General features: G+C 64.1%; 21 protein-coding genes and 2 pseudogenes. 10 read left to right on the top strand and 13 right to left on the bottom strand.

What is annotated here, in order from left to right:
- From MKK52_RS07070 to MKK52_RS07060, 3 genes and pseudogenes are all read right to left on the bottom strand, one after another.
- Positions 1 to 1,615 (bottom strand): annotated as a pseudogene (locus MKK52_RS07070) (porin); the annotation flags it as partial.
- Between the two features lie 742 nt (positions 1,616 to 2,357).
- The gene (locus tag MKK52_RS07065) at positions 2,358 to 3,110 is read right to left on the bottom strand and encodes a sigma-70 family RNA polymerase sigma factor (protein ID WP_243953119.1); all 753 of its coding nucleotides are present in this window, start codon (positions 3,108 to 3,110) and stop codon (positions 2,358 to 2,360) included.
- A 214-nt stretch (positions 3,111 to 3,324) separates the two neighbouring features.
- Positions 3,325 to 4,125 carry a helix-turn-helix domain-containing protein gene (locus tag MKK52_RS07060; protein ID WP_243953118.1) on the bottom strand — a complete coding sequence of 267 codons (801 nt, stop codon included), beginning with the start codon at positions 4,123 to 4,125 and terminating at the stop codon, positions 3,325 to 3,327.
- A 392-nt stretch (positions 4,126 to 4,517) separates the two neighbouring features.
- On the opposite strand from MKK52_RS07060, the gene MKK52_RS07055 reads away from it, so the two are divergent.
- Positions 4,518 to 5,057 (top strand): DUF2059 domain-containing protein, encoded by a 540-nt coding sequence (locus MKK52_RS07055; RefSeq protein WP_243953117.1) that lies wholly within the window; start codon positions 4,518 to 4,520, stop codon positions 5,055 to 5,057.
- 210 nt (positions 5,058 to 5,267) lie between these two features.
- Here the strand turns inward: MKK52_RS07055 and MKK52_RS07050 are convergent, their stop codons facing one another.
- The 8 genes from MKK52_RS07050 to MKK52_RS07015 form a co-directional block, all read right to left on the bottom strand.
- Positions 5,268 to 6,158 carry an outer membrane protein gene (locus MKK52_RS07050; protein ID WP_243953116.1) on the bottom strand — a complete coding sequence of 297 codons (891 nt, stop codon included), beginning with the start codon at positions 6,156 to 6,158 and terminating at the stop codon, positions 5,268 to 5,270.
- Between the two features lie 112 nt (positions 6,159 to 6,270).
- Positions 6,271 to 6,693 carry a hypothetical protein gene (locus MKK52_RS07045; protein ID WP_243953115.1) on the bottom strand — a complete coding sequence of 141 codons (423 nt, stop codon included), beginning with the start codon at positions 6,691 to 6,693 and terminating at the stop codon, positions 6,271 to 6,273.
- Positions 6,694 to 6,763: 70 nt separating this feature from the next.
- The gene (locus MKK52_RS07040; RefSeq protein ID WP_243953114.1) at positions 6,764 to 8,365 is read right to left on the bottom strand and encodes a hypothetical protein; all 1,602 of its coding nucleotides are present in this window, start codon (positions 8,363 to 8,365) and stop codon (positions 6,764 to 6,766) included.
- Between the two features lie 66 nt (positions 8,366 to 8,431).
- The gene (locus MKK52_RS07035; protein WP_243953113.1) at positions 8,432 to 9,031 is read right to left on the bottom strand and encodes a hypothetical protein; all 600 of its coding nucleotides are present in this window, start codon (positions 9,029 to 9,031) and stop codon (positions 8,432 to 8,434) included.
- An 86-nt stretch (positions 9,032 to 9,117) separates the two neighbouring features.
- Positions 9,118 to 9,471, bottom strand: coding sequence for a hypothetical protein (locus MKK52_RS07030; RefSeq protein ID WP_243953112.1), 354 nt, complete (start codon positions 9,469 to 9,471; stop codon positions 9,118 to 9,120).
- Positions 9,468 to 9,896, bottom strand: coding sequence for a penicillin-binding protein (locus tag MKK52_RS07025; RefSeq protein ID WP_243953111.1), 429 nt, complete (start codon positions 9,894 to 9,896; stop codon positions 9,468 to 9,470). The genes MKK52_RS07030 and MKK52_RS07025 overlap by 4 nt, the downstream gene beginning before the upstream one ends.
- A gap of 4 nt (positions 9,897 to 9,900) precedes the next feature.
- A complete protein-coding gene (locus tag MKK52_RS07020) occupies positions 9,901 to 10,083 on the bottom strand; it encodes a hypothetical protein (RefSeq protein WP_243953110.1) in 183 nt (60 codons plus the stop codon).
- 11 nt (positions 10,084 to 10,094) lie between these two features.
- Entirely contained in the window at positions 10,095 to 10,436 is a 342-nt protein-coding gene (locus tag MKK52_RS07015; protein WP_243953109.1) for a hypothetical protein, read from the bottom strand.
- A 90-nt stretch (positions 10,437 to 10,526) separates the two neighbouring features.
- Here MKK52_RS07015 and MKK52_RS07010 point away from each other — a divergent pair, with 90 nt between their 5' ends.
- From MKK52_RS07010 to MKK52_RS26890, 9 genes and pseudogenes are all read left to right on the top strand, one after another.
- Entirely contained in the window at positions 10,527 to 10,760 is a 234-nt protein-coding gene (locus tag MKK52_RS07010; protein WP_243953108.1) for a helix-turn-helix domain-containing protein, read from the top strand.
- A complete protein-coding gene (locus tag MKK52_RS07005) occupies positions 10,757 to 11,110 on the top strand; it encodes a hypothetical protein (RefSeq protein WP_243953107.1) in 354 nt (117 codons plus the stop codon). Before MKK52_RS07010 ends, MKK52_RS07005 begins: the two co-directional genes overlap by 4 nt.
- Before the next feature lie 40 nt (positions 11,111 to 11,150).
- Positions 11,151 to 11,492, top strand: coding sequence for a hypothetical protein (locus MKK52_RS07000; protein WP_243953106.1), 342 nt, complete (start codon positions 11,151 to 11,153; stop codon positions 11,490 to 11,492).
- Complete coding sequence (locus MKK52_RS06995; RefSeq protein ID WP_243953105.1) at positions 11,485 to 12,060, top strand: hypothetical protein; 576 nt, start codon at positions 11,485 to 11,487, stop codon at positions 12,058 to 12,060. Before MKK52_RS07000 ends, MKK52_RS06995 begins: the two co-directional genes overlap by 8 nt.
- Before the next feature lie 549 nt (positions 12,061 to 12,609).
- A complete protein-coding gene (locus MKK52_RS06990) occupies positions 12,610 to 13,056 on the top strand; it encodes a MucR family transcriptional regulator (protein WP_243953104.1) in 447 nt (148 codons plus the stop codon).
- Between the two features lie 313 nt (positions 13,057 to 13,369).
- Entirely contained in the window at positions 13,370 to 13,684 is a 315-nt protein-coding gene (locus MKK52_RS06985; RefSeq protein WP_243953103.1) for a hypothetical protein, read from the top strand.
- Between the two features lie 47 nt (positions 13,685 to 13,731).
- Positions 13,732 to 14,052 (top strand): hypothetical protein, encoded by a 321-nt coding sequence (locus MKK52_RS06980; RefSeq protein WP_243953102.1) that lies wholly within the window; start codon positions 13,732 to 13,734, stop codon positions 14,050 to 14,052.
- A gap of 110 nt (positions 14,053 to 14,162) precedes the next feature.
- Positions 14,163 to 14,450 (top strand): hypothetical protein, encoded by a 288-nt coding sequence (locus MKK52_RS06975; RefSeq protein WP_243953101.1) that lies wholly within the window; start codon positions 14,163 to 14,165, stop codon positions 14,448 to 14,450.
- 770 nt (positions 14,451 to 15,220) lie between these two features.
- Positions 15,221 to 16,255 (top strand): annotated as a pseudogene (locus MKK52_RS26890) (methyl-accepting chemotaxis protein).
- A gap of 268 nt (positions 16,256 to 16,523) precedes the next feature.
- Here MKK52_RS26890 and MKK52_RS06960 read toward each other — a convergent pair.
- Positions 16,524 to 16,709 carry a hypothetical protein gene (locus tag MKK52_RS06960; protein WP_243953099.1) on the bottom strand — a complete coding sequence of 62 codons (186 nt, stop codon included), beginning with the start codon at positions 16,707 to 16,709 and terminating at the stop codon, positions 16,524 to 16,526.
- Positions 16,710 to 16,978: 269 nt separating this feature from the next.
- A complete protein-coding gene (locus MKK52_RS06955) occupies positions 16,979 to 17,176 on the bottom strand; it encodes a hypothetical protein (protein WP_243953098.1) in 198 nt (65 codons plus the stop codon).
- Positions 17,177 to 17,602: the final 426 nt, after the last annotated feature.

Below are 17,602 nucleotides of genomic sequence, written 5' to 3'. Positions count from 1 at the left end.
GGGATACCCGAGTTCACCTGGGCGGCGGTGTAGTTGAACTTCTGGGTGTCGAGCACCCGGCCGTTCTGGACACCGTACTGCGCGTAGATGCCCTCGACACCGATATCGAGGTCCTTCACCGGCGACCAGATCAGGTTCGCGCCGGCATAGAGCATGTACGTGTCACGCAGGTTGCCGTTCAGGTTGTAGAACCGCGTGCCGGGGACGCCGACGCCGAGGGCCGAGATGGCGGTGCTGCCGGCCTTGGTGCCGCCAGCGCCGGGGACGCAGCCGAACTAGGCGCCCTGGGCGGCGCGGGCGCCGGCCGCGAAGGTGTTCTCGCCGTAGGAGGCGAACACCGCCGAACGCCACTCGGGGGCCCAGTAGTGCTGAACGAACCGACCACCGAGAAGCTCGTGGAGAGCTGGAGCCGGTTGGTGAACGGGTTGATCGTCGCGTCGGAGAAGTTCTGGTTGAACGACGCGCCCTGGATCGAGGTCGGGTTGATCGCGTAGGAGCCGCTGTACGAGCCGTTGCCGGTGTACATCTGCGCGCCCTCGGCATAGGCGCCCTGGAGGTAGAAGGCGTCGCCCGGCGCGATGAACGGGGCGTTGATCTTCAGACCGCCCTGCACGGCCCAGCCGTACTCGCTCTGCGTGCGCGGGGCGACGGCGTTGACGGCGGTGAGGGCCTGACCGGCGCTGTTGAAGCCGAGGAAGCCGCCCTGGGTGATGACGTTGCCGGTGTTCAACTCGTGGACGGCGGCGGAGATCTGGGCCGAGCCCCAGGGCTGGTCGTAGCGCAGCACGCCGACGAAGTCGGGCATGCGGTTGCGCTGGATGCCATCGGTGAAGCCGAAGCCGATCGGGGCGCCGGCGGCGTTCACGCCGAGGACGACCGGGATCAGCGAGTTGGCCTGACCGAAGATGGCGGTGGAGGTGCTGCCCACCGTGGCGGCGAGGGCCGAGGTCGGGGAGTAGATCGGGGTGCGGCGGAAGCTCGGATCTTCCATCGACAGGGTGGCGGAGAAGCCGTTGCCGATCGTGGCGGTGTAGGCGAGCAGGTTCGTGGACGAGACATCCGAACCCGACGTGCCGCCGACGAACTCGAAGTCGTGGGCGTAGAAGTCGAAGAACGAGGACGCGCGACCGGCGGTCAGGCCGGCGAACTGCACGAATGCCTTGTCCGTGTTGAAGTACTGCTCGACACGACCGTACTGGTCGATGCCGGTGCCGGGGAAGGCGTTGCCGATACGGATTTGGGTGCCGGAGTGCACGGTCGGGATGCCGGTGCGGCTGGCAGCCTCGATGCGCAGGAAGGCGCGGAGGGTGCCGTAGCCGGTCTGGGTGCGGGCATCGAGGTTGATGCGGGCGAGACCACGGTAGCCGCTGTAGTCACCGTTACCCTGGCCGCGGCCGAGGGGAGCCTGGTAGCCGTACTCGAAGCGGGCGCGGCCCGAGAGGCGCATGCAGGTGTCGGTGCCGGGAATGTAGAAGAAGCCGGCGCCGTAGGCGGAGCAGACGCGCACGAATTCGATCGGGACCGCCTTCTTGACCGGAAGGTCGGCGGCCTGCACGGCACCGACGGCGGCGAGGGCCGCAGCCGACCCGAGCAGAGAACTCTTCAGAAGCTTCATCATCAACCCCAAAGCATTGAGACCCAGACGCGGACTGTCCGGTTTTCCGGATCATGCCGCTTCTTGTTGGGCCCACATCTTGTGGTGGGCTCCGACGGGCCTCGCTCGGCGATGTCCCGATATGGCCACCATCGCTGCGGCGAAGCTTTGGTTCAATACGGTTCCGTAGGCATCGGAAACATTGGTACGCAATGTGGCGGAACTGCCACGTTTGTTTCTGTTGCTGAACCTTTACGGATTACCGCCCTGGCCCGTGACGTGGCTCTGTCTAGGCCCCTCGGTAAGCTATCGTGGGGCGCGGTGATCTGGTCCACGCCAACCCGGCGTCGGATGCTCCTCACTGCGGGCCGTGCAGTGTCGCGAACGCCTCGGGCAAGCGTGCGGGGAGATATTCGGTCTGCCGTCGTTGCAGACGGTAGTGCCGTTAAATCGACGATGGCATCCTAATCTCGACCGGAGCCACCTGTGATGTCAGCTATGCGGAGGGACCAAACGACATGACCGCCTGCGTCGAGCAGATAGAGCGCGTTAGCTCGTAACTGCGTCATGTCTAGGTCTATAGTTTTAGCGATGGCAGCAGCTGCTACCGCATCCTCGGCCGTGACGATCTGTTCGTGAACAGGCTTGCTGAGAATACCATTGACATCGCGAACCGCAACGCAAAGCCGGAAGTCATGCATTACTGCCCTATCCACAAAATTGAGAGTTCGACGATCACAAACGACGACTGTAGCCGTTCATTTTAAGTTTTAGCCACACTCGACCCCACGAAGGTCGAGAGCATGACGCTATCGTTGCCAACCTCATTTACAGTGTAGCCGAGCAGGCGGGCGAGTTGATCACGACCACGCCAGACCCGGCTTTTCACGGTGCCGACCTGGCAGCCCATCAGCACCGCTGCTTCATCGTAGCTAAGGTTCTCGACCGTCACCAGGATCAGCGCCTCGCGCATTGCCGGGTTCAATTGCGCGAGCGCCTTTTGGAAGTCCTGCAGTTCGAGGCGTCCCGTCTGCTGAGGTAAAGACACCAATCGGGCGGCGTGCATACCCTCCTCGTCTTGAACTTCCTTATGTTTACGGCGCTCGCTGTAGAACTGGTTGCGTAAGATCGTGAAGGTCCAAGCCTCGAAGTTTGTTCCAGCTGCAAAGCTCGCTCGGTTCTTCCAGGCTCTAAGTAGGGTGGTCTGGACTAGATCGTCGGCAGTTGTAGGGTCACGTGCCAACGAGAGAGCAAACCGGCGTAGGGCAGGGGCAACGGACAGAAGAAGTTGACGGTACTCGGTTTCGCCTGGGTCGCGCAGCTTTCCGAATACGAGAGCAAGCCTAGATAAAAGATCAGCGAAGCGCGTTGTGGCTTCGTCTTCAGCGTTTGGCAGCACGTAGATACCGGCCAGCAGTCTACCGAGATGTGTCTGGATCTGCGGTGACAACGTAGGTAGGGGGAGTGTTGCCTCAACATTTAGGGAAGTCGCTGATAGTTCTGGTTCCGCGCTCATTGGTTGGGCCACTTTGGATTGCGAGGCAGCTAGGGCCCGTCGCAGGAGAATATCACCCGATCTCCTACATGCGCTTAAGGCCAAGCTGCGTCAGGGCGACCCACTGTGCATTCAGAAACAGGCATAGACGCAGGCGCCACTCGCCATTCTCGGCAGCATTCCCCATCCCCGAGCGTGAGGCCGGCGCGTCGCCTCCCACAGCACAGCGGCGGCCTCATGCGCCTGCTTTCCTCGAGCTCGACCGGGAGGGCAAAACCTTGACTGCAATCCCGCTTTTCGGGGGTTGGTGCGGTCTCGTTTTCCCCTGTTCTAGAACCTGAGTAGCCGTGCGGTTCGGGAATTTGCACCCTCCCCCTGCCGGAAGGGAGGGGCGTTTTACCCCGCCCTTGCCAAGGAGACCCCGTGATGGCGCTCCCTTCCGCGCCAGGCGTAACCAGGCCGTCCATTCTGGCGAAACGATCCGAACCACGTTGGTGTCGTTGCGGAAGCCTGTGAGGCGCCGTTCCTCGACCGTGAGCAGACCGAGCTTGCGGGCCTCACGGATCGCGTTCCGCACCGTCGTCTCGGCCACGCCAGCTAGGGCGGCGAGGTGCGGGACGGACAGGCGGCAGTCGCCCCGGCGGGCGGTCTCGGCCGCTACGATGCTCAAGGCGGATTGCTCTGCGAGGCTGAACTTCGCGGCGAGGGCCGGCGGAAGCCTGCCAGAAGCGGCACAACGGCGTCGGCGCTCTATTGAGGCATCCGTGCGGGGCCGGGAGCCCGTGCCCGTCCTGAAGCTTCTCTGGCGATCCTGAGGGGTATGCCGAACGGTATGGGCCTCGTCTCGCCCGACGTTCGACAAATCGGCAAATATTGCCGTTTTAACCTGCCGCGCCTCGATCAAGGCGGCCAGCGTCTCGGCCTCGCCCTCGGTGATCTGTCCCTCGGCATAGGCGCGCCACATCGCGGACGAGACAGCAGGCAACGCGGCGCGCGGGGCCGCCTCCGCTTGTCGGCGGATCTCCTCAACGAACATCGGTCACGGTCCCTCACGGGCCGCGTCTAGGGTCCAGGCACGACTTCCCCGATACCGGAATTGCCGTTCCGGCTTGACTCCCGAGGGGAGATCATGGCTTGTGAGGGGTATTCGAAGCCGGCCTCACAGGCCCCAGGTTTTGCGACAGCCTCGACCTTGCCGGGTCGGGGCTGTTGTCGTTTCAGGGTCTATCTCGCGGCGATCTCTCCTGATGCCGACTCACGACTCGCCAGAGCGAGCCTAGCCGGGACCGCCCATGTCGGCCGGGGGCGGTGGTTAAGTCAACGTTTGCTTCCGATGAGGTCGGCGTCTGCGGTCAGGCGACTCGCATCACGGACGTGTGATAGCGGTGCGATCCGGCGCTCGATAGCGCTCTCATCGCCGGAGTGATCATGCGCATCCCCCATCTTGTTGTTGGGCTTGCCCTCAGCATCCTGATGCCAGCCGCGACCTTTGCTCAGGGCGTGCCAAAGCAGGTGGCGACAGCCGCAGCACCGGATCCAGTGACCCTCAAAGTCGCGCGTGAGACTGTCACCCAGATGCAAGGGGATCGCAGTGCGATGCTCAACGCTATGGCTGCGCCGATGGTCGGTATGATGCAACAGATTGGCATCAAGGAGCCCGACAAGGCGCAGGTGCTGGTGCAAGAGGTCGTGATGCCGACCCTTACTGCGCACTACGACGAATTACTTGATATCCAGGCCCGAGGCTTCGCTACTGTGCTCGGCAAGGACGACCTGCAGGCCATCGCCGCATTCTATGCCACGCCCGCCGGGAAGCATCTCGCCGCAGCTCAGCCTCAGCTCGCCCAGATCCAGCTGACGGGCATGCAGCAATGGATGCAAGGGGTGATGCCAGAGATGCAAGGCAAGCTCACTAAAGCTATCCAGGCACACGGCTGGGCGCCGGGTGGACAAACGAAGCCGCACTAAGCGAGCGTGTGTCGGTGCGGCTATCCCAAGACGCAAGCACCCCAGGAGCTGTGACACTCCTGGGGCGCTGCTTGGCCGACCTTATCAGTTTGATCGGGCTGACTCTGGGGCCAAGCTCAGAGGTACCACCTTTGATCGGTGATGACCTAGCCGAAAAACTTAGCACCGATCCCCGAGATGAACCTGGGATCGGTACAATGACTTCAGATCTTAGTACGAGCCGAACTTGTAGTTCACGCCAGCGCGGATCACGGCGAACTCGGTGTCGCGGCGAATGTTGGCCGGGCCGGAGACCAGGGTCACGCCCGGCGTCGCGGCGGACAGGGTCGCACCGGCGACGTTCGTAGCGAAAGCACCGGCCGAACGGCGGTTCTGATCGAGGTTCACGTACAGACCTTCGACCTTCAGCGTGACGGCCGAGGAACGGAAGAAGTTCAGGAACGAGTCGGTCGGGAGAGCATACTCGATACCACCGCCGACAGCGTAGCCGGTCTGGAAGTCGTCGGAGGACACGCCCGAACCGAACTGGCGACCGCCGCCCGAGCCGTAGGCGAAGCCGCCGGTGGCGTAGACGAGGGTGCGGTCGAAGGCGTAGCCCAGGCGGCCGCGCACGGTGCCGAAGTAGTCGAGACCCGACAGGCCGTTCGGGTTGTAGACGAGGGTGCCGGGGATGATCGCCGAGCCACCCGGGGCGGCGAACGAGAAGCGGTTCCGCTGACGACCGAAGTCCACGTACTGAGCGTCAGCTTCGATACCGACGACCACGCCCGAGCCCGGGGTGAACTGGTAGTTGTAGCCGATCTGGCCGCCGCCCACGAAGCCCTCGTTACCGGAGGTGTTCGAGAAGGCGAGAACGCCGGAGGTCGGGACATTGCCGGCCGCGAAGATGCGGTTGGCGGGGGAGACACCGACGACGGTGGGCGTCGAGGTCGAAGAGGCGTCAAAGCCGTAACCGGCGTTGAAACCGGCATAGAAGCCCGTCCAGGTGAAGACCGGAACCGGCGTGAAGACCGGCGGCGGGGCGCGACGCGGAAGGTCAGCGGCCGAAGCGGCGGCGGTCAGAGCCGTGAAGGCGGCGAGAGAAGCGATAAACTTCTTCATAACTATGTTGTCCCCAGCAAAACCCGATCAAAGGATTACCTAAACCACGGCCCTGCGTTTGACTGTGCCCGCACGACCACACTCATGGCCGAAATGGGGCAGATGGTCGGCATCAAGCTGTCGCCATAAGCGTGAGGATGGCGCAGCCGGCGGCTGACACGACATTGCCCGCCCCACCCCACGGCAGGGGCGGGAACAGTTGGCGGACCTCTGCCGTCGCAGCGGGTGCAGGCTCGGCCTGGGCCTCGTCCTGCGGCGCCTCGGGGGCTGGCTCCGGGGCCGGCATGGGCTGGGCGGACTCGCGCAGGTGGACCACCTGCCCCGCGTGCGCCGCCGTGGCCTTGAAGGCGGGCTCCGGGGCGGTCTCGGCGCTGTCCTTGATCCGGTCCAAAGCGGCGATGATCTTGTCTGCTGCATCAAGGGCGGTCTGTGCCGCCTCTTCGAGGTGGGCGCGAAGGGCGAGGCCGGCAAGCGGCACCGGGGCTGCCGGTTCGGGCGGACGGGGACGAGGCGCGAAGGTAATGACGTTGGACATCGAGATATCTCGGAAGGGGGAGAGGGCGGCCCGGCCAGCGCGACCGGGTGGGGGAATGGCGGGGCGGCTGCTATCGCTCGACCATCGCCAGAAGCTCGCGGGCGAAAGCCTGGATTTCGGCGGGGTCCTCGTTGTCGAGGGTGGCCGCGCAAATCATGGAAAGGCGGGCTACGCGGTCGTCGCTATTGTCTGGGGCCCGACGCCGCGCCTCGTCCACGGCTTCGGTGAGTACGGCGCATAAGGCGTTGCTGACCCATCGCGTAAGGCTGCCAGCCCTGCCGTGCCGATTGCCCGCCGCTGTGCTGGCGATCTCGCACACTAGTTCGGCGGCTTTGAAGATGTCCCACAGTTCGACCATGCTGGCCCCGGCGAAATCGACCGTGGGGACCAATGCGGTTTCCGAGAGCGTGAAGGGCACCGGGGAGACGGCGTTATAGTCGCGCTGGCCGCGCTGCATGATGGTGGCGTGGATATCGTAGACGAGTTGGTCGGCCTGACCGTAGGTGTCGCGTGGCTGGCCGGGGCGCTCAGCGTTCACCCATTCCATCCAGGCGCAGGCAAGGGCCTTGGCCTCGATGCTCTCAGGCGTCGCCGGCAGGGCCATGGCCGCATAAAGCAGGTGGTCCCGCTTAGCGGACGCCTGTTCCCAAGCGGCTAGATCCTCGGCGGTGGCATTGGCCGCGCCGGTCGTTGCGCCCCATGCAGCCCAACCGTCGAGGATGGCGGCGGTAAGGCCGCTATAGGAGGCAAGGGGGCTTGGTGTGCCAGCCTCGCGGCCGACGCCTACAACTTCGCGCAGAACCGTGTGGACGATGCGCGTACCGTCGTCGGCTTTGTGTCCCGGCCGGAGGGTGAACCGCTCGAAATCCTCTAGGGCGAAGGCGGCCTTAGCCGTGATCTCGCGGAGGTTGGTGGACGGCTCATCAATGGCGCGGGTGAACACGGCGTTCGTCCGGTCAAGTTCGGCGTCGCCGCGCTCGTCCGACCAATCCTGCACCGATGAGGCACGATCAGCCCAGGCGCGGTGTCGGATCGCCCATAGGCAGGCGTCGGCAAGGTCGGTCGGCGCGGGCGCGAAGGTGTCCTCGGCGGCTGCGGCGGGGGCGACAGGTTCGGGCGGACGGGTCTGGCTGGAAGTGCGAGCGGCGTCTTTGCCCTGGATCTCGGCGATAGCCCAGGCGGGGACGGAACCGGGCTTGGCGAATAGGGCGGCGTCGCACTCCTCGTGGTCAGCTTCGTCCCCGAACCCAATGAAACCGGGCGGGAGCGATGTGCCGGTCACGGACAGAGCGGCGCGAGTCAGTCCGATTGCCGCAAGCGTCGTGGGATCATCCTCCGAGTGTTCGGCCTCGCATAGGATCGCGGAGGCAAGAGCCGTCGCGCGCAACCCGTCTAGGGTCTTTGGCAACGGCATGGCGATGGTTTCACGGGCGAGCGCCCAAAGGCGGTTCGACACCAGGATGGCGGCTCGGCTTGCGACTGTGCCGTCCTCGCGGCCTTGAACCGGCCGGGCCTCTCGATCCTCGGCGTAGAGGGTGAGTAGGCGGTCGTAGAGGTCGGCGCGCTCACCGGGCGCGGCGTCTTGGCGGCTCAAGTTCTCGCGGAGCGCGGCGGCGCGCTCGCGGAGCGTAGGGGCGGCGGTCTCGGTCTGGCGACGGAAGGGGTTGCGCATGGGATGGCCTCACGGTCTCGGGTGAGAGGAGGCGCGGCGGGGTGAGCGCCGCGCGGTGGCGGCGGCTCAGACGGTCGGGAAGTAACCGTAGGCAAAGACGCCTCCGGCGATCAGAGCGAGGGCGGTCAGAGCCTCGCCCGCGATGTCGAGGAACCGCAGGGCGCGGACGTGCGCGGTGTCGGGGCGAACGGGGGTGACGGCCTCCCATCCGCAAATCGCGCCGGGGGCCTCCTCGTCCTCGGGGGCATCCGCCGACACACGCGAGCGAAGGTCGATCACCGGCACGGAACGGCGCGGGAAGTAGGCGGCGAGGCGACCGGACGGGGCGGCCTGCGGGATCGGCGCCGGGGTCGTGAAGGTGGACAGGTAGAGGCTCAGATCCTTCGCCCGCGCCATGGCGATGTCGTAGGCGGGCTGGTGGCCGGCGGCGAACTCGGCCTCGTCCAGCACCCACCACGCCAGATGCCGGAACAGGGCCAGGGCCTCCGGGGCGGTGGTGCAGGCGACCGCGACAACGGCCATGCTGGCTTCGTCGTAGGCGTCCGAAGCACGAACCGACGCCTCGCCCTCTGGGGCGATCTGGTAGGCATCATAGGCGGTGCGGTGGGCCGTGATGGCGGCGTGGACCGGGCTGAGAGCGGGGAGGGTCGTGCGGGCGAGCGTCATCGTTCGGGCTCCTCGTGGGGCTCGTGGGGGTGGGGTCGGCGGGGGTGGTGAAGGGATGCGGGTGCCGAGCGGGGCCGGCGCGCGGATCAGGCCGGCGAGGCGCGGGCCAGGGCGTTGAGCGCCGCCGCGATGTCGCGCAGGGCGAGGGCGCCGTAGGTCTCCGGCTCGAAGTGCTGCACGTCGGCGGCGTGGAACCGGATGAGGGCGCAGAACCCGGCCGGGGAGGTCGGCAGGATCGCGGAAAGAGCGTTGCGCGCGTCGCTCGCGGCCTCGCCCGCCTCGTCGGCGGTGTGGACTTGCTCGGGGCCGTCTCCGCGCGTGGAGGCGAGCAGCGCGGCTTCGGTGGCGCGTACGGCGGTGATGCCGGCAAATACCGGATCGGGCTGCATGGCGACGGGGAAGGCGACCGGCGCGGGACGGTAGGAAAGGGCAGCGATCACGCGATCTCTCCCTTGAAGGCAGCGGGGACGGCGGCACCGGGCCGGCGGAACACCTTCCGCAGACGACGTTGGGCGGCGTGGCGAGCCGTAGCGGGCTCGCCAGACGTGGCGGCGCGGTCGCGATAGTAGGCGACAAGCGCGGTGGCGGCCTCGGCCGTCGAGGGCGTGAGGCTGTGCAGGTCGAACCGGGCGGCGGTGCGAGCCCGCCGCAGGGCGGTGCGGTAGGACTTCCAGCCGGCGGGGACGGGTCGTCCGGCGTGGTGCAACGCGCGAGCGTGGCGCCCGGCCTCACGGTCGGCGGCGTCGGCGGCCTCGGCCCGGCGGATCGCGACATAGATCGGGGCGGCGGTCACGGGCGCGGCGCGATAGGTGATGAGCGCGACGGCGGCAGCGAGGGCCGAGCGGCGAGTGAGTGCAGCGGGCATCAGGCTATTTCCCCGACAGGCGGTGCGGGAAGCGGTTGCGGAGCTTGCGGGCCTGCCCGATCGCCCAGGCGTGGCGGTCGCGCATTGAGGCGTCACCGGCCGAAAGCTGGCGGCGATACCAAGCCGCGAGCCGGAGGCACCGGGCGTGATCCTGGCGGGCGGGGGTGCGGATGAGGGGATGGGCCATGGCGCGGCAGCTCAATGGACGATGCCGTTGCGGGCGAGCTTAGCGGACTGCCAAGCGGCCTTGAGGCAGACGGCCATGGCAGCGGCCCAGGTGCCGCCGTAGCGCTTCTGGTGGTCGCGAGCGGCGAGGGTCGCGACGGTCATGATCGCGGCGCGGTCGAACTTGTGAGTGACGGCGAACGTCTCGCCACGGCCGGAGCGGGTGGTGATGTTGAGGGGGAGGTTGCGCGAACGGGCGTAGGCCGAGGCGAGGCCACGAGCGGCGAGCAGGCCGGGGACGACGAGGGCGCGGTCGGACTTGATGCCCCGAAGAGCGGACGACCATGAGAAGGAGCGGCGGCTGGGGTGGGACATCGAGACGACCTCAAGCGGTGATAAAATCACCATTAGAGGTAAGGCCGTCACCGGTTTGAAGTCAACCACTTTCGGTGATAAAATCACCACATGAAGCCGTTTCAGTGCCGAATGGCCCGTGCTGCGCTCGGGTGGACCACTCAGGATCTCGCTCGTGAAGCCATTGTCGGCGTCAACACCATCAACCGGTTCGAGGCGGGCCAAGACGCGCGTGTAAGCAGCGTCGAAAAAATGCGTTCTGCCTTAGAAGCCGCCGGGCTCGAATTTATCCCCGAAAACGGCGGTGGGGCCGGGATCCGGTTCCGGGAGCGGAAGACGCCATGAGCAAGCGACGGGGCGGGAAGAACACGGATCCTCACCGCCAGCCCATGCCGAACGAAGCGCTTGCGACCTACGTCGCTCTTGGGCGGCAGCTTGCGACCCAAATGGCGGAGACCAACTTCCGCTCTCTCACGGCCGAGCCCGGATGGACTGCCGCACAGGTGGAGGTAGCCACCGAGCATGCGATTGCCCGCATGGACATCGGTGCCCGCGATCTCCTGAACGAGAAGGGTGCCGACCACGGCGCTGAACATTGGCAGGCGATTTGGAAAGCGATGGAGGGAAGTTACCGCGAAGCAACGGCGGCGCTCCTACGCGATGCAAACATCCGAGCTGGGGATCCCCTCCAATGACCGGTGGTCGGGCTAGGATCCGGTTCCGGGAGCGGAAGGCGTGAACCCGCTTGGAGGGCTCTGGGATGCCCTGCGAGATGGGATCAGAGCACTTGCACCAGCCGGCGACGGCCCCGTCGTCATCGCTTTGATTTCCGTCGTCAGCCTCGCGGCTTTAGCGCTCGGTGCGCCGGGCCTCGAAACACTACTCGTTGACTTCCTGGGTCTCGGCGCCTTCTTTGCGTGGTCGGAGCGCAAACATATCTGGAAGCGTCGAGCCGACGAGGCCGAGTACGACGCGCTGGAAAAGCGAGAGACCGCCGCCGGGCGCCGCCGGCTGCGTAAGCGGGTGAAGGGGGATGGGCGTAAGGCAGCGCCAGCCGAGGATGACGCCGATGTCTGAGACCGTCAGCACCACTCTGCTCAACGTCCTGCTGGTCATCGTGCTTGCGGTCGCGGCTATCCTGGTCGCGAAACGGCAGCGGGAGGCTCACGAGCGCCGCGAGTCCGAGATGCGTGGAGCAGTCGATCTGCTCGCCGTTCACGCTCACTCGCTCGCAGCACTGGATGACGATGCCATGCCGCCCTCTCTGGCCGCCTTCGCCCTCGACGTTAGCGACCTGCTTCATGATATCGATCGGCGGGCTACCATGCTCTCTGTCGCGCGTCGCCGCGCGTTCCAGCGGGGGCGGGGGCTGATTACGCCGAGTCAGCCGAGCCAGGCGGACGCGACCCTAGTAGCCGATTACCTCGCCCTCCGTGCCGTTCGGCCGGATCTGGCAACCGCCTATATGCAGAGCATCGTCGCTGGTATCCTATCTTTCGAGCGGCGGTATCCCGAGTGTGCTGGCGCCTTTGGAGTAGATGTCGCCCGGCTGATAGACTCACCTGTCGATGAGGCAGAGCGCGTGGTCCGGGAGGCCCGATCAATGCGCGAGGCCTGGGGGCCGGCTCCTGCACTTGCGGCTTGATGTGCCCCGGCGATGGGCTCGGATCTCTGGATTAGCTACGGACTGCCGGCGTTCGGCGTCGCCTTTGGGCTAGGTGGACTAGCGCTACTCTGGATCGCGAGCCGACATGATCGCTAGCGGCTTCCACTGGCTACAGCTTTCCGTCCCGTTAGCCGTGTTCGCGGTCGGCGGCCTCGCCTATTGGTCGGTCGCACGTCAGGACGATCTGTAAGGGCTGTCCCCTTCACCGTCGTCGCGCATCGGCCTACTCTGTGGCGGTCCTCCCGAGGGACATGCCGGCTTGGTCCATATTGCCCCTCACGTTCACCGGATCGGGTCGGCGGCTGATTTCGAGTAACTGCCGCTCAACTAATCCCTGTCACGGTACACCCTGGGCCGTGTCGCAATTCGGCTCTTTGTCCTCCAAGGGACATGCCGGCTCGATCCAATGGCCTCTTGCAACTGCCGGATCGGGCCGGCACCTATTGTAACGCCACAGCCTTGCTTCGGTATCGCACGACCGCATGATGTCGTAGCCGATTGAACGGGGACACTATGGCGAACGCAGATATGGAACAGGCACTCAACCTTATTGCGATAACGGGCGAGATCGTCGCTGCCTACGTCATTCGGAACCACATAGCTCCGGCAGACCTGCCCGCCGTTATCGCGAGCATCCATACCTCGCTTGCTGCGATGGCTTCGCGAGCCTCTAGCTCTGAGGTGATGCCGACATCTGAGCCCACACCTGCACTGAAGCCATCACGCAATCAGATCCAGAAAAGTATCACGCCTGAAGCCTTGATCAGCTTCATTGATGGCAAGCCGTACAAGACCTTGAAGCGGCATCTTACAGCGCACGGGTTTACACCAGATAGCTACTGCGAGCGCTTCGGGCTACCGGGAGACTACCCGATGGTGAGCACAGCTTATGCGAGCCGGCGGTCAGATTTAGCAAAGGAACACCAGTTTGGCGTTGTAAGGGGCCGCGGCGCGAAGCACCGGGTGAAAACATAGCATCGCGCGTCAGTGTGGCCGGCGTGCCCACCGAAAACCGAAATGAACAGCGGTATTATCTTTCGGCTCAATCTTGCTTCTACTTCTAAGCTTCATCTATCCCGTAGACTCGGATGGTCTCGCCGCCTGCCGGTGTGAGGAACCATGCTCGCCCGTCACTGTGGGCGATCCGGAGGAGTATCGCAGCTTCCTCGGCCATGAGAAGGTTGATCTCGGGCATGAGACCTCCGAAAGGGGGCGCGAACTGCGCCGAACGGGGGTACTCTCTACCGAACCGGCGTGATCGTCGCCGACCCTTCGCGTGGAGAGGACGGTGGCAGACTGGCCCACTCTCGAACCCCGCTGCGTCTCGGCTGGCGAAGCTGCTGCCTACTGCGGGCTGACCCCCGGTGGCTTCCGGCACTGGGTCGCTATCGGTAGGTTACCCCCTGCGCTGCCGGGCACTCGGCGCTGGGATCGGAAGGCCATTGACTACGCCTTAGACCAGATCAGCGGTCTGCCCACCATCGGCACGCCAGAGACCGGAGAGGACGATCTCGACCAATGGCTGCGCAAGCATCCCGAGTGGGAGGCGCCCGCCAAGGAGACCAGCCTTCGGGGGCCGCCGTGGCGGCGGGTGCCGAAATGAAGGGGCCAGGGCGTTCTGGGTCAAGGCGACCGGAGCCGGGCCAGCCTATGACAGCTGCTCGCGTCAAGCGAGCATTGGCATTCTCGAACTACGTCGTAGAGAAGTACGGTGACGTTTACGCGCCGGTCCGCGACGCCCTGAGCGCCGACCTTGAGGCGATGCGGCCGAGGGAGGGTTTGAACGAGGACCCGATGCCCCGCACTCCCGCCAAGGTGACCCAGGCCGACATCGCCCGCGCGATCCGCGCCATGCGAGCGGCGGGCTACCCGGATGTGCGGGTGGTGTTCAAGGACAATGCCGTGATCGTGGAGGCGGCGCACAAGGGATCGAATGCAATCCAGGGGCCTAAACGGGAAATTGAGCTGTGAAACGGTCGCCGCATATCAAATCCGTGTTTTGCTGCGGCTTCACCTAACGGTGCTTGCGTATTCGTGATGTGTGAAAATACCGAATTTTGGATGCAGACGGAAACCACCGATTGCTCCAGTTCGTATCGCACGGCATGAGCAACCGACCCGACCTCTACAACCCGCTCCTCCATGCCATCGCGACGGCCCTGGACGTGCCCGTGACGGCGTTTCTCAGCGATCCGCTGGGGGATGAGGGTGGGGACGTGATTGCCCTGCTGCGAGCATGGGCGGCCATTGGCGATACTCAGGGCCACCGCCGGGTCCTCAACGCCGCGCTGTGCGAGGCGGATCGCTCGTCAGAGGGTTCGGACGCAATGACCGAGAATGTCACGCCACTCGCTCCGCACCATGATTGACCCTCGGGACCAGCTAGGGCGTTACCAACGGTAAGAGCCAGACGGTTACTTCAGAGCGGCGGGACACTAGCTTGGTCCCCGTCCCCCTTCACCACTCCGCTAGGCCGGGCTAACCTGCGCGCGTCCTCCCGAGGGACACGCCGACCCGGTTTCGTGGCTCTTCACCCTTCGCTGGATCGGGTCGGCGGCTGTTCACAAGGGCGTATCATCTTCGTAGGTGCGCACGATCTCGCAGCATTTCAGGTTCTTGATCGATTGTCGAAGATCGCTGCAGGCCCATGATTTTGAGATACTAATAGCGCGGCTACAGTTCCGTTTCCACGCTTGCTCTGCAACTATAACAAGCGCGCTTTGGTCATAATCGACAACCTTGAAGGCAAGACCGCATATTCCGCAATCCCCATCTACGAAGGATAAGATTACTTCGCTAGTTTTAGGCTGGTTTGTCATTTATCTGTCGGCGGTTGAACATAATGTTCAGTTCTCTGAAATCGATGTTAGTGGTTTTATGCATCACAGATGATTGTCGAATGCGACAAATAAATTTAGATCAATTTTTGAAATTCTAGTACGAGCTCCAAAATAACGAGCATGAATAACTGATTAATACCAATATGTAGATATAAATTCTGCAAGATAAATCCATGTAGATAGCATCGCTGTCTGTACTAGGTGAAACAATCGATTAAGACCATGCGTGATAACCCTAGGTTATGCAACTTGGGGTGCAACGATGCACCTTCGTTCAACTAGCCTATAGGACTACAGCGATGCCCGGCACGACCCTTTCCCAGGTGGTCGGCGAGTCCGCACGCACTCTCAAAGCCGATGCTTCCTCCAACCTAGCCTCTATCCAATCCATCACTGCGCGCATGAAACTGCTGGCGTTGAACGCGCTTATCGAAGCCGCTCATGCAGGTGAGAAGGGCGCAGGCTTCGCTATCGTCGCCCAAGAGGTTCGCACCGTCTCAGCCGAAGTTGAGCGTGTCGCCTCGACACTCGGCCTCAATCTCAACACCGATGTGGATCGTCTGACCCAAGCGGTTGCTGGCTTGGCCGAAGAAGCAAAGGCAAGTCGCTGTGTCGATCTCGCGCTCAACGCAGTCGAACTGATCGACCGAAACCTTTATGAGCGAACTTGCGACGTGCGCTGGTGGGCAACGGATGCTGCTGTCGTGGCATGCGCAGAACAAGCGACCTCAATGGCAGCCGATTATGCGAGTGAACGTTTAGGTGTGATCCTATCGGCATACACCGTCTATCTCGACCTCTGGCTTTGCGATCTGGATGGACGTGTCCTGGCCAATGGACGCCCTGATACCTACCCTAGGGTGTCGGGCTCGTAAATCGGTCATGAGGCTTGGTTTCGAGACGCTGTGGCGCTGCGCAACGGTAACGAGTTCAGCGTGACTGAAATTCGGGTTGAGCCGCATCTTGGGGACGCTCAAGTAGCAACCTACTGCGCCAGCATTCGGGAAGGCGGCCGTGCGGATGGTCGGGCGCTCGGTGTCCTTGCCATTCACTTCGACTGGCAACCGCAAGCTCGTGCTATCGTTGAAGGCATTCGGCTGGCTGACGATGAACGGAACGGCACGCGTGTCATGCTGCTCGATGCATCCAACAGGGTCATCGCTTGTTCGAGAGGACGTGGCCTACTCACTGAGAAATACAAGCTACGGGATGAGGCTCGAACCAATGGTCACTATCGAGATGAGAGCGGCCGACTGATCGCATTCCATGCAACACCTGGATACGAGACATATCGTGGTCTCGGGTGGCGGGGCGTCATCGAACAAGGAAGCTGATGCGCTCGTTGCGATCTTAAGCACGGCGTGAAAGACTTTGGCTCTTACGCGTCGTCTGCTCCATACGCCCGAACCGTCTCACGGCCTACTGTTGTGAGGAACCATGCCTTTCCATCGGGGTGGGCAGTGCGTGAGACGGCCCGCAACTCAATGAGCCCCATAGCGTCCAACAAAGGCATCGCGCTCCGGTAAGCCTTCAATCGGAGCCCGCCGGGCGTCGCCGCGATGGCTCGCAGGGCCGCGAGCTGCTTGCCGCGTAATGGTGGGATCATTGCTGCCGGTAAGGCCCCCGACGCGGGCGTGGCGGCAGAGCCCTATCGAGGATGTTGCGGATCTCGCAAATCGTTGCCTCGGCTGGCGTGCCGTAGACCCGTTCGGCCGTGGCCTCAATGATCGTCCGGATGTGCTTCAGGGCCTCGACCGGATCGAGGGGCTGATCGGGCTGCGTGCTCATCTGTCCGTAGGCGTTGCCAGGATCACAGCGGTGCGCACTATCGTCCGGCGGTGGACCTCCGTGACGTCCCGAACTGTCATTGCCTCTCTCGTCTGCCGGTACGCGTGCACAGCCCTCGCTACGTAAAGGACGTGTTCACTCTCGAACTCGAATGGTGGCGCCTTCGGATCCGCGAGGTAAGCCTCGACCGCAGCTGTGATCTCGTCGTTAGTGATGATCCCTTCCTCACGCAACTGGCCGACAGTCCGGCATAACTCCTTTGCCACGGCCTAATGCACCCGCTCATGCGGCGGTCGAATGCCGTTGTAGACTGCGAGCGCCAGCAGATCGCCATCGGTCATGAGGGCGCCCCCGACGAGCCAACCGTCCATGTCAGGCCCATGCGGCTGAATTGGCCAGCCGAGCGCGATCAAGGCGTCGGCGGCATCCTGGGCGGTAAGGGCTTCAGCAGCGGATGGCTCGTTCATACCGGCCGAGATAGGGCAGCGGGAGCATGGTGGATCCGCCTGCGCTCTCATGGCTCGTCCACCAACGGATCATTAACCCGACCGGTGCCTACTGCCTCTAGCGACCGGGCTCCACCCTCACCCGAGCGCCTTCAGAGCAGCGCAGGGCAACCGCGCGGCCTCGTCGGCGCAGTCGCGTAGCTTCTGCAACACGATGCCGCGCCGCCGCGCGTGTCGCTGAAGTGGATTGCAACCGACAGGTCATCGGCTAGGCTATATCGCCGCCGCCTGTCGAGGAAGCTTACGGGGCTTCGTCTCCATCCCGGAGACGCCAAAGCGGGCGGCGGCGACCAGATCGTGACCGTGCGTCCGAAGTGACGTTCACGAGCCTGTGACATCCCTTCACAAGTCAGAAACACGCGTTCTTCAGCTTCCGGCCAACGGGAG

Origin of the sequence: Methylobacterium sp. J-067 (genome assembly GCF_022829465.1) — a bacterium.
Taxonomy (GTDB): Bacteria; Pseudomonadota; Alphaproteobacteria; order Rhizobiales; family Beijerinckiaceae; genus Methylobacterium; species Methylobacterium litchii.
This window is presented reverse-complemented; position numbering and strand designations above follow the sequence as displayed.

Coding starts and splice junctions, on each gene's coding strand:
- MKK52_RS07055 (WP_243953117.1), top strand. CDS start 4,518: ATGCGCATCCCCCATCTTGTTGTTGGGCTTGCCCTCAGCATCCTGATG.
- MKK52_RS06980 (WP_243953102.1), top strand. CDS start 13,732: ATGACAGCTGCTCGCGTCAAGCGAGCATTGGCATTCTCGAACTACGTC.
- MKK52_RS07060 (WP_243953118.1), bottom strand. CDS start 4,125: ATGTTCGTTGAGGAGATCCGCCGACAAGCGGAGGCGGCCCCGCGCGCC.
- MKK52_RS07065 (WP_243953119.1), bottom strand. CDS start 3,110: ATGAGCGCGGAACCAGAACTATCAGCGACTTCCCTAAATGTTGAGGCA.
- MKK52_RS06960 (WP_243953099.1), bottom strand. CDS start 16,709: ATGAGCACGCAGCCCGATCAGCCCCTCGATCCGGTCGAGGCCCTGAAG.
- MKK52_RS07035 (WP_243953113.1), bottom strand. CDS start 9,031: ATGACGCTCGCCCGCACGACCCTCCCCGCTCTCAGCCCGGTCCACGCC.
- MKK52_RS07045 (WP_243953115.1), bottom strand. CDS start 6,693: ATGTCCAACGTCATTACCTTCGCGCCTCGTCCCCGTCCGCCCGAACCG.
- MKK52_RS07015 (WP_243953109.1), bottom strand. CDS start 10,436: ATGTCCCACCCCAGCCGCCGCTCCTTCTCATGGTCGTCCGCTCTTCGG.
- MKK52_RS07040 (WP_243953114.1), bottom strand. CDS start 8,365: ATGCGCAACCCCTTCCGTCGCCAGACCGAGACCGCCGCCCCTACGCTC.
- MKK52_RS07010 (WP_243953108.1), top strand. CDS start 10,527: ATGAAGCCGTTTCAGTGCCGAATGGCCCGTGCTGCGCTCGGGTGGACC.
- MKK52_RS06990 (WP_243953104.1), top strand. CDS start 12,610: ATGGAACAGGCACTCAACCTTATTGCGATAACGGGCGAGATCGTCGCT.
- MKK52_RS07025 (WP_243953111.1), bottom strand. CDS start 9,896: ATGCCCGCTGCACTCACTCGCCGCTCGGCCCTCGCTGCCGCCGTCGCG.
- MKK52_RS07050 (WP_243953116.1), bottom strand. CDS start 6,158: ATGAAGAAGTTTATCGCTTCTCTCGCCGCCTTCACGGCTCTGACCGCC.
- MKK52_RS06955 (WP_243953098.1), bottom strand. CDS start 17,176: ATGAACGAGCCATCCGCTGCTGAAGCCCTTACCGCCCAGGATGCCGCC.
- MKK52_RS07020 (WP_243953110.1), bottom strand. CDS start 10,083: ATGGCCCATCCCCTCATCCGCACCCCCGCCCGCCAGGATCACGCCCGG.
- MKK52_RS07005 (WP_243953107.1), top strand. CDS start 10,757: ATGAGCAAGCGACGGGGCGGGAAGAACACGGATCCTCACCGCCAGCCC.
- MKK52_RS06995 (WP_243953105.1), top strand. CDS start 11,485: ATGTCTGAGACCGTCAGCACCACTCTGCTCAACGTCCTGCTGGTCATC.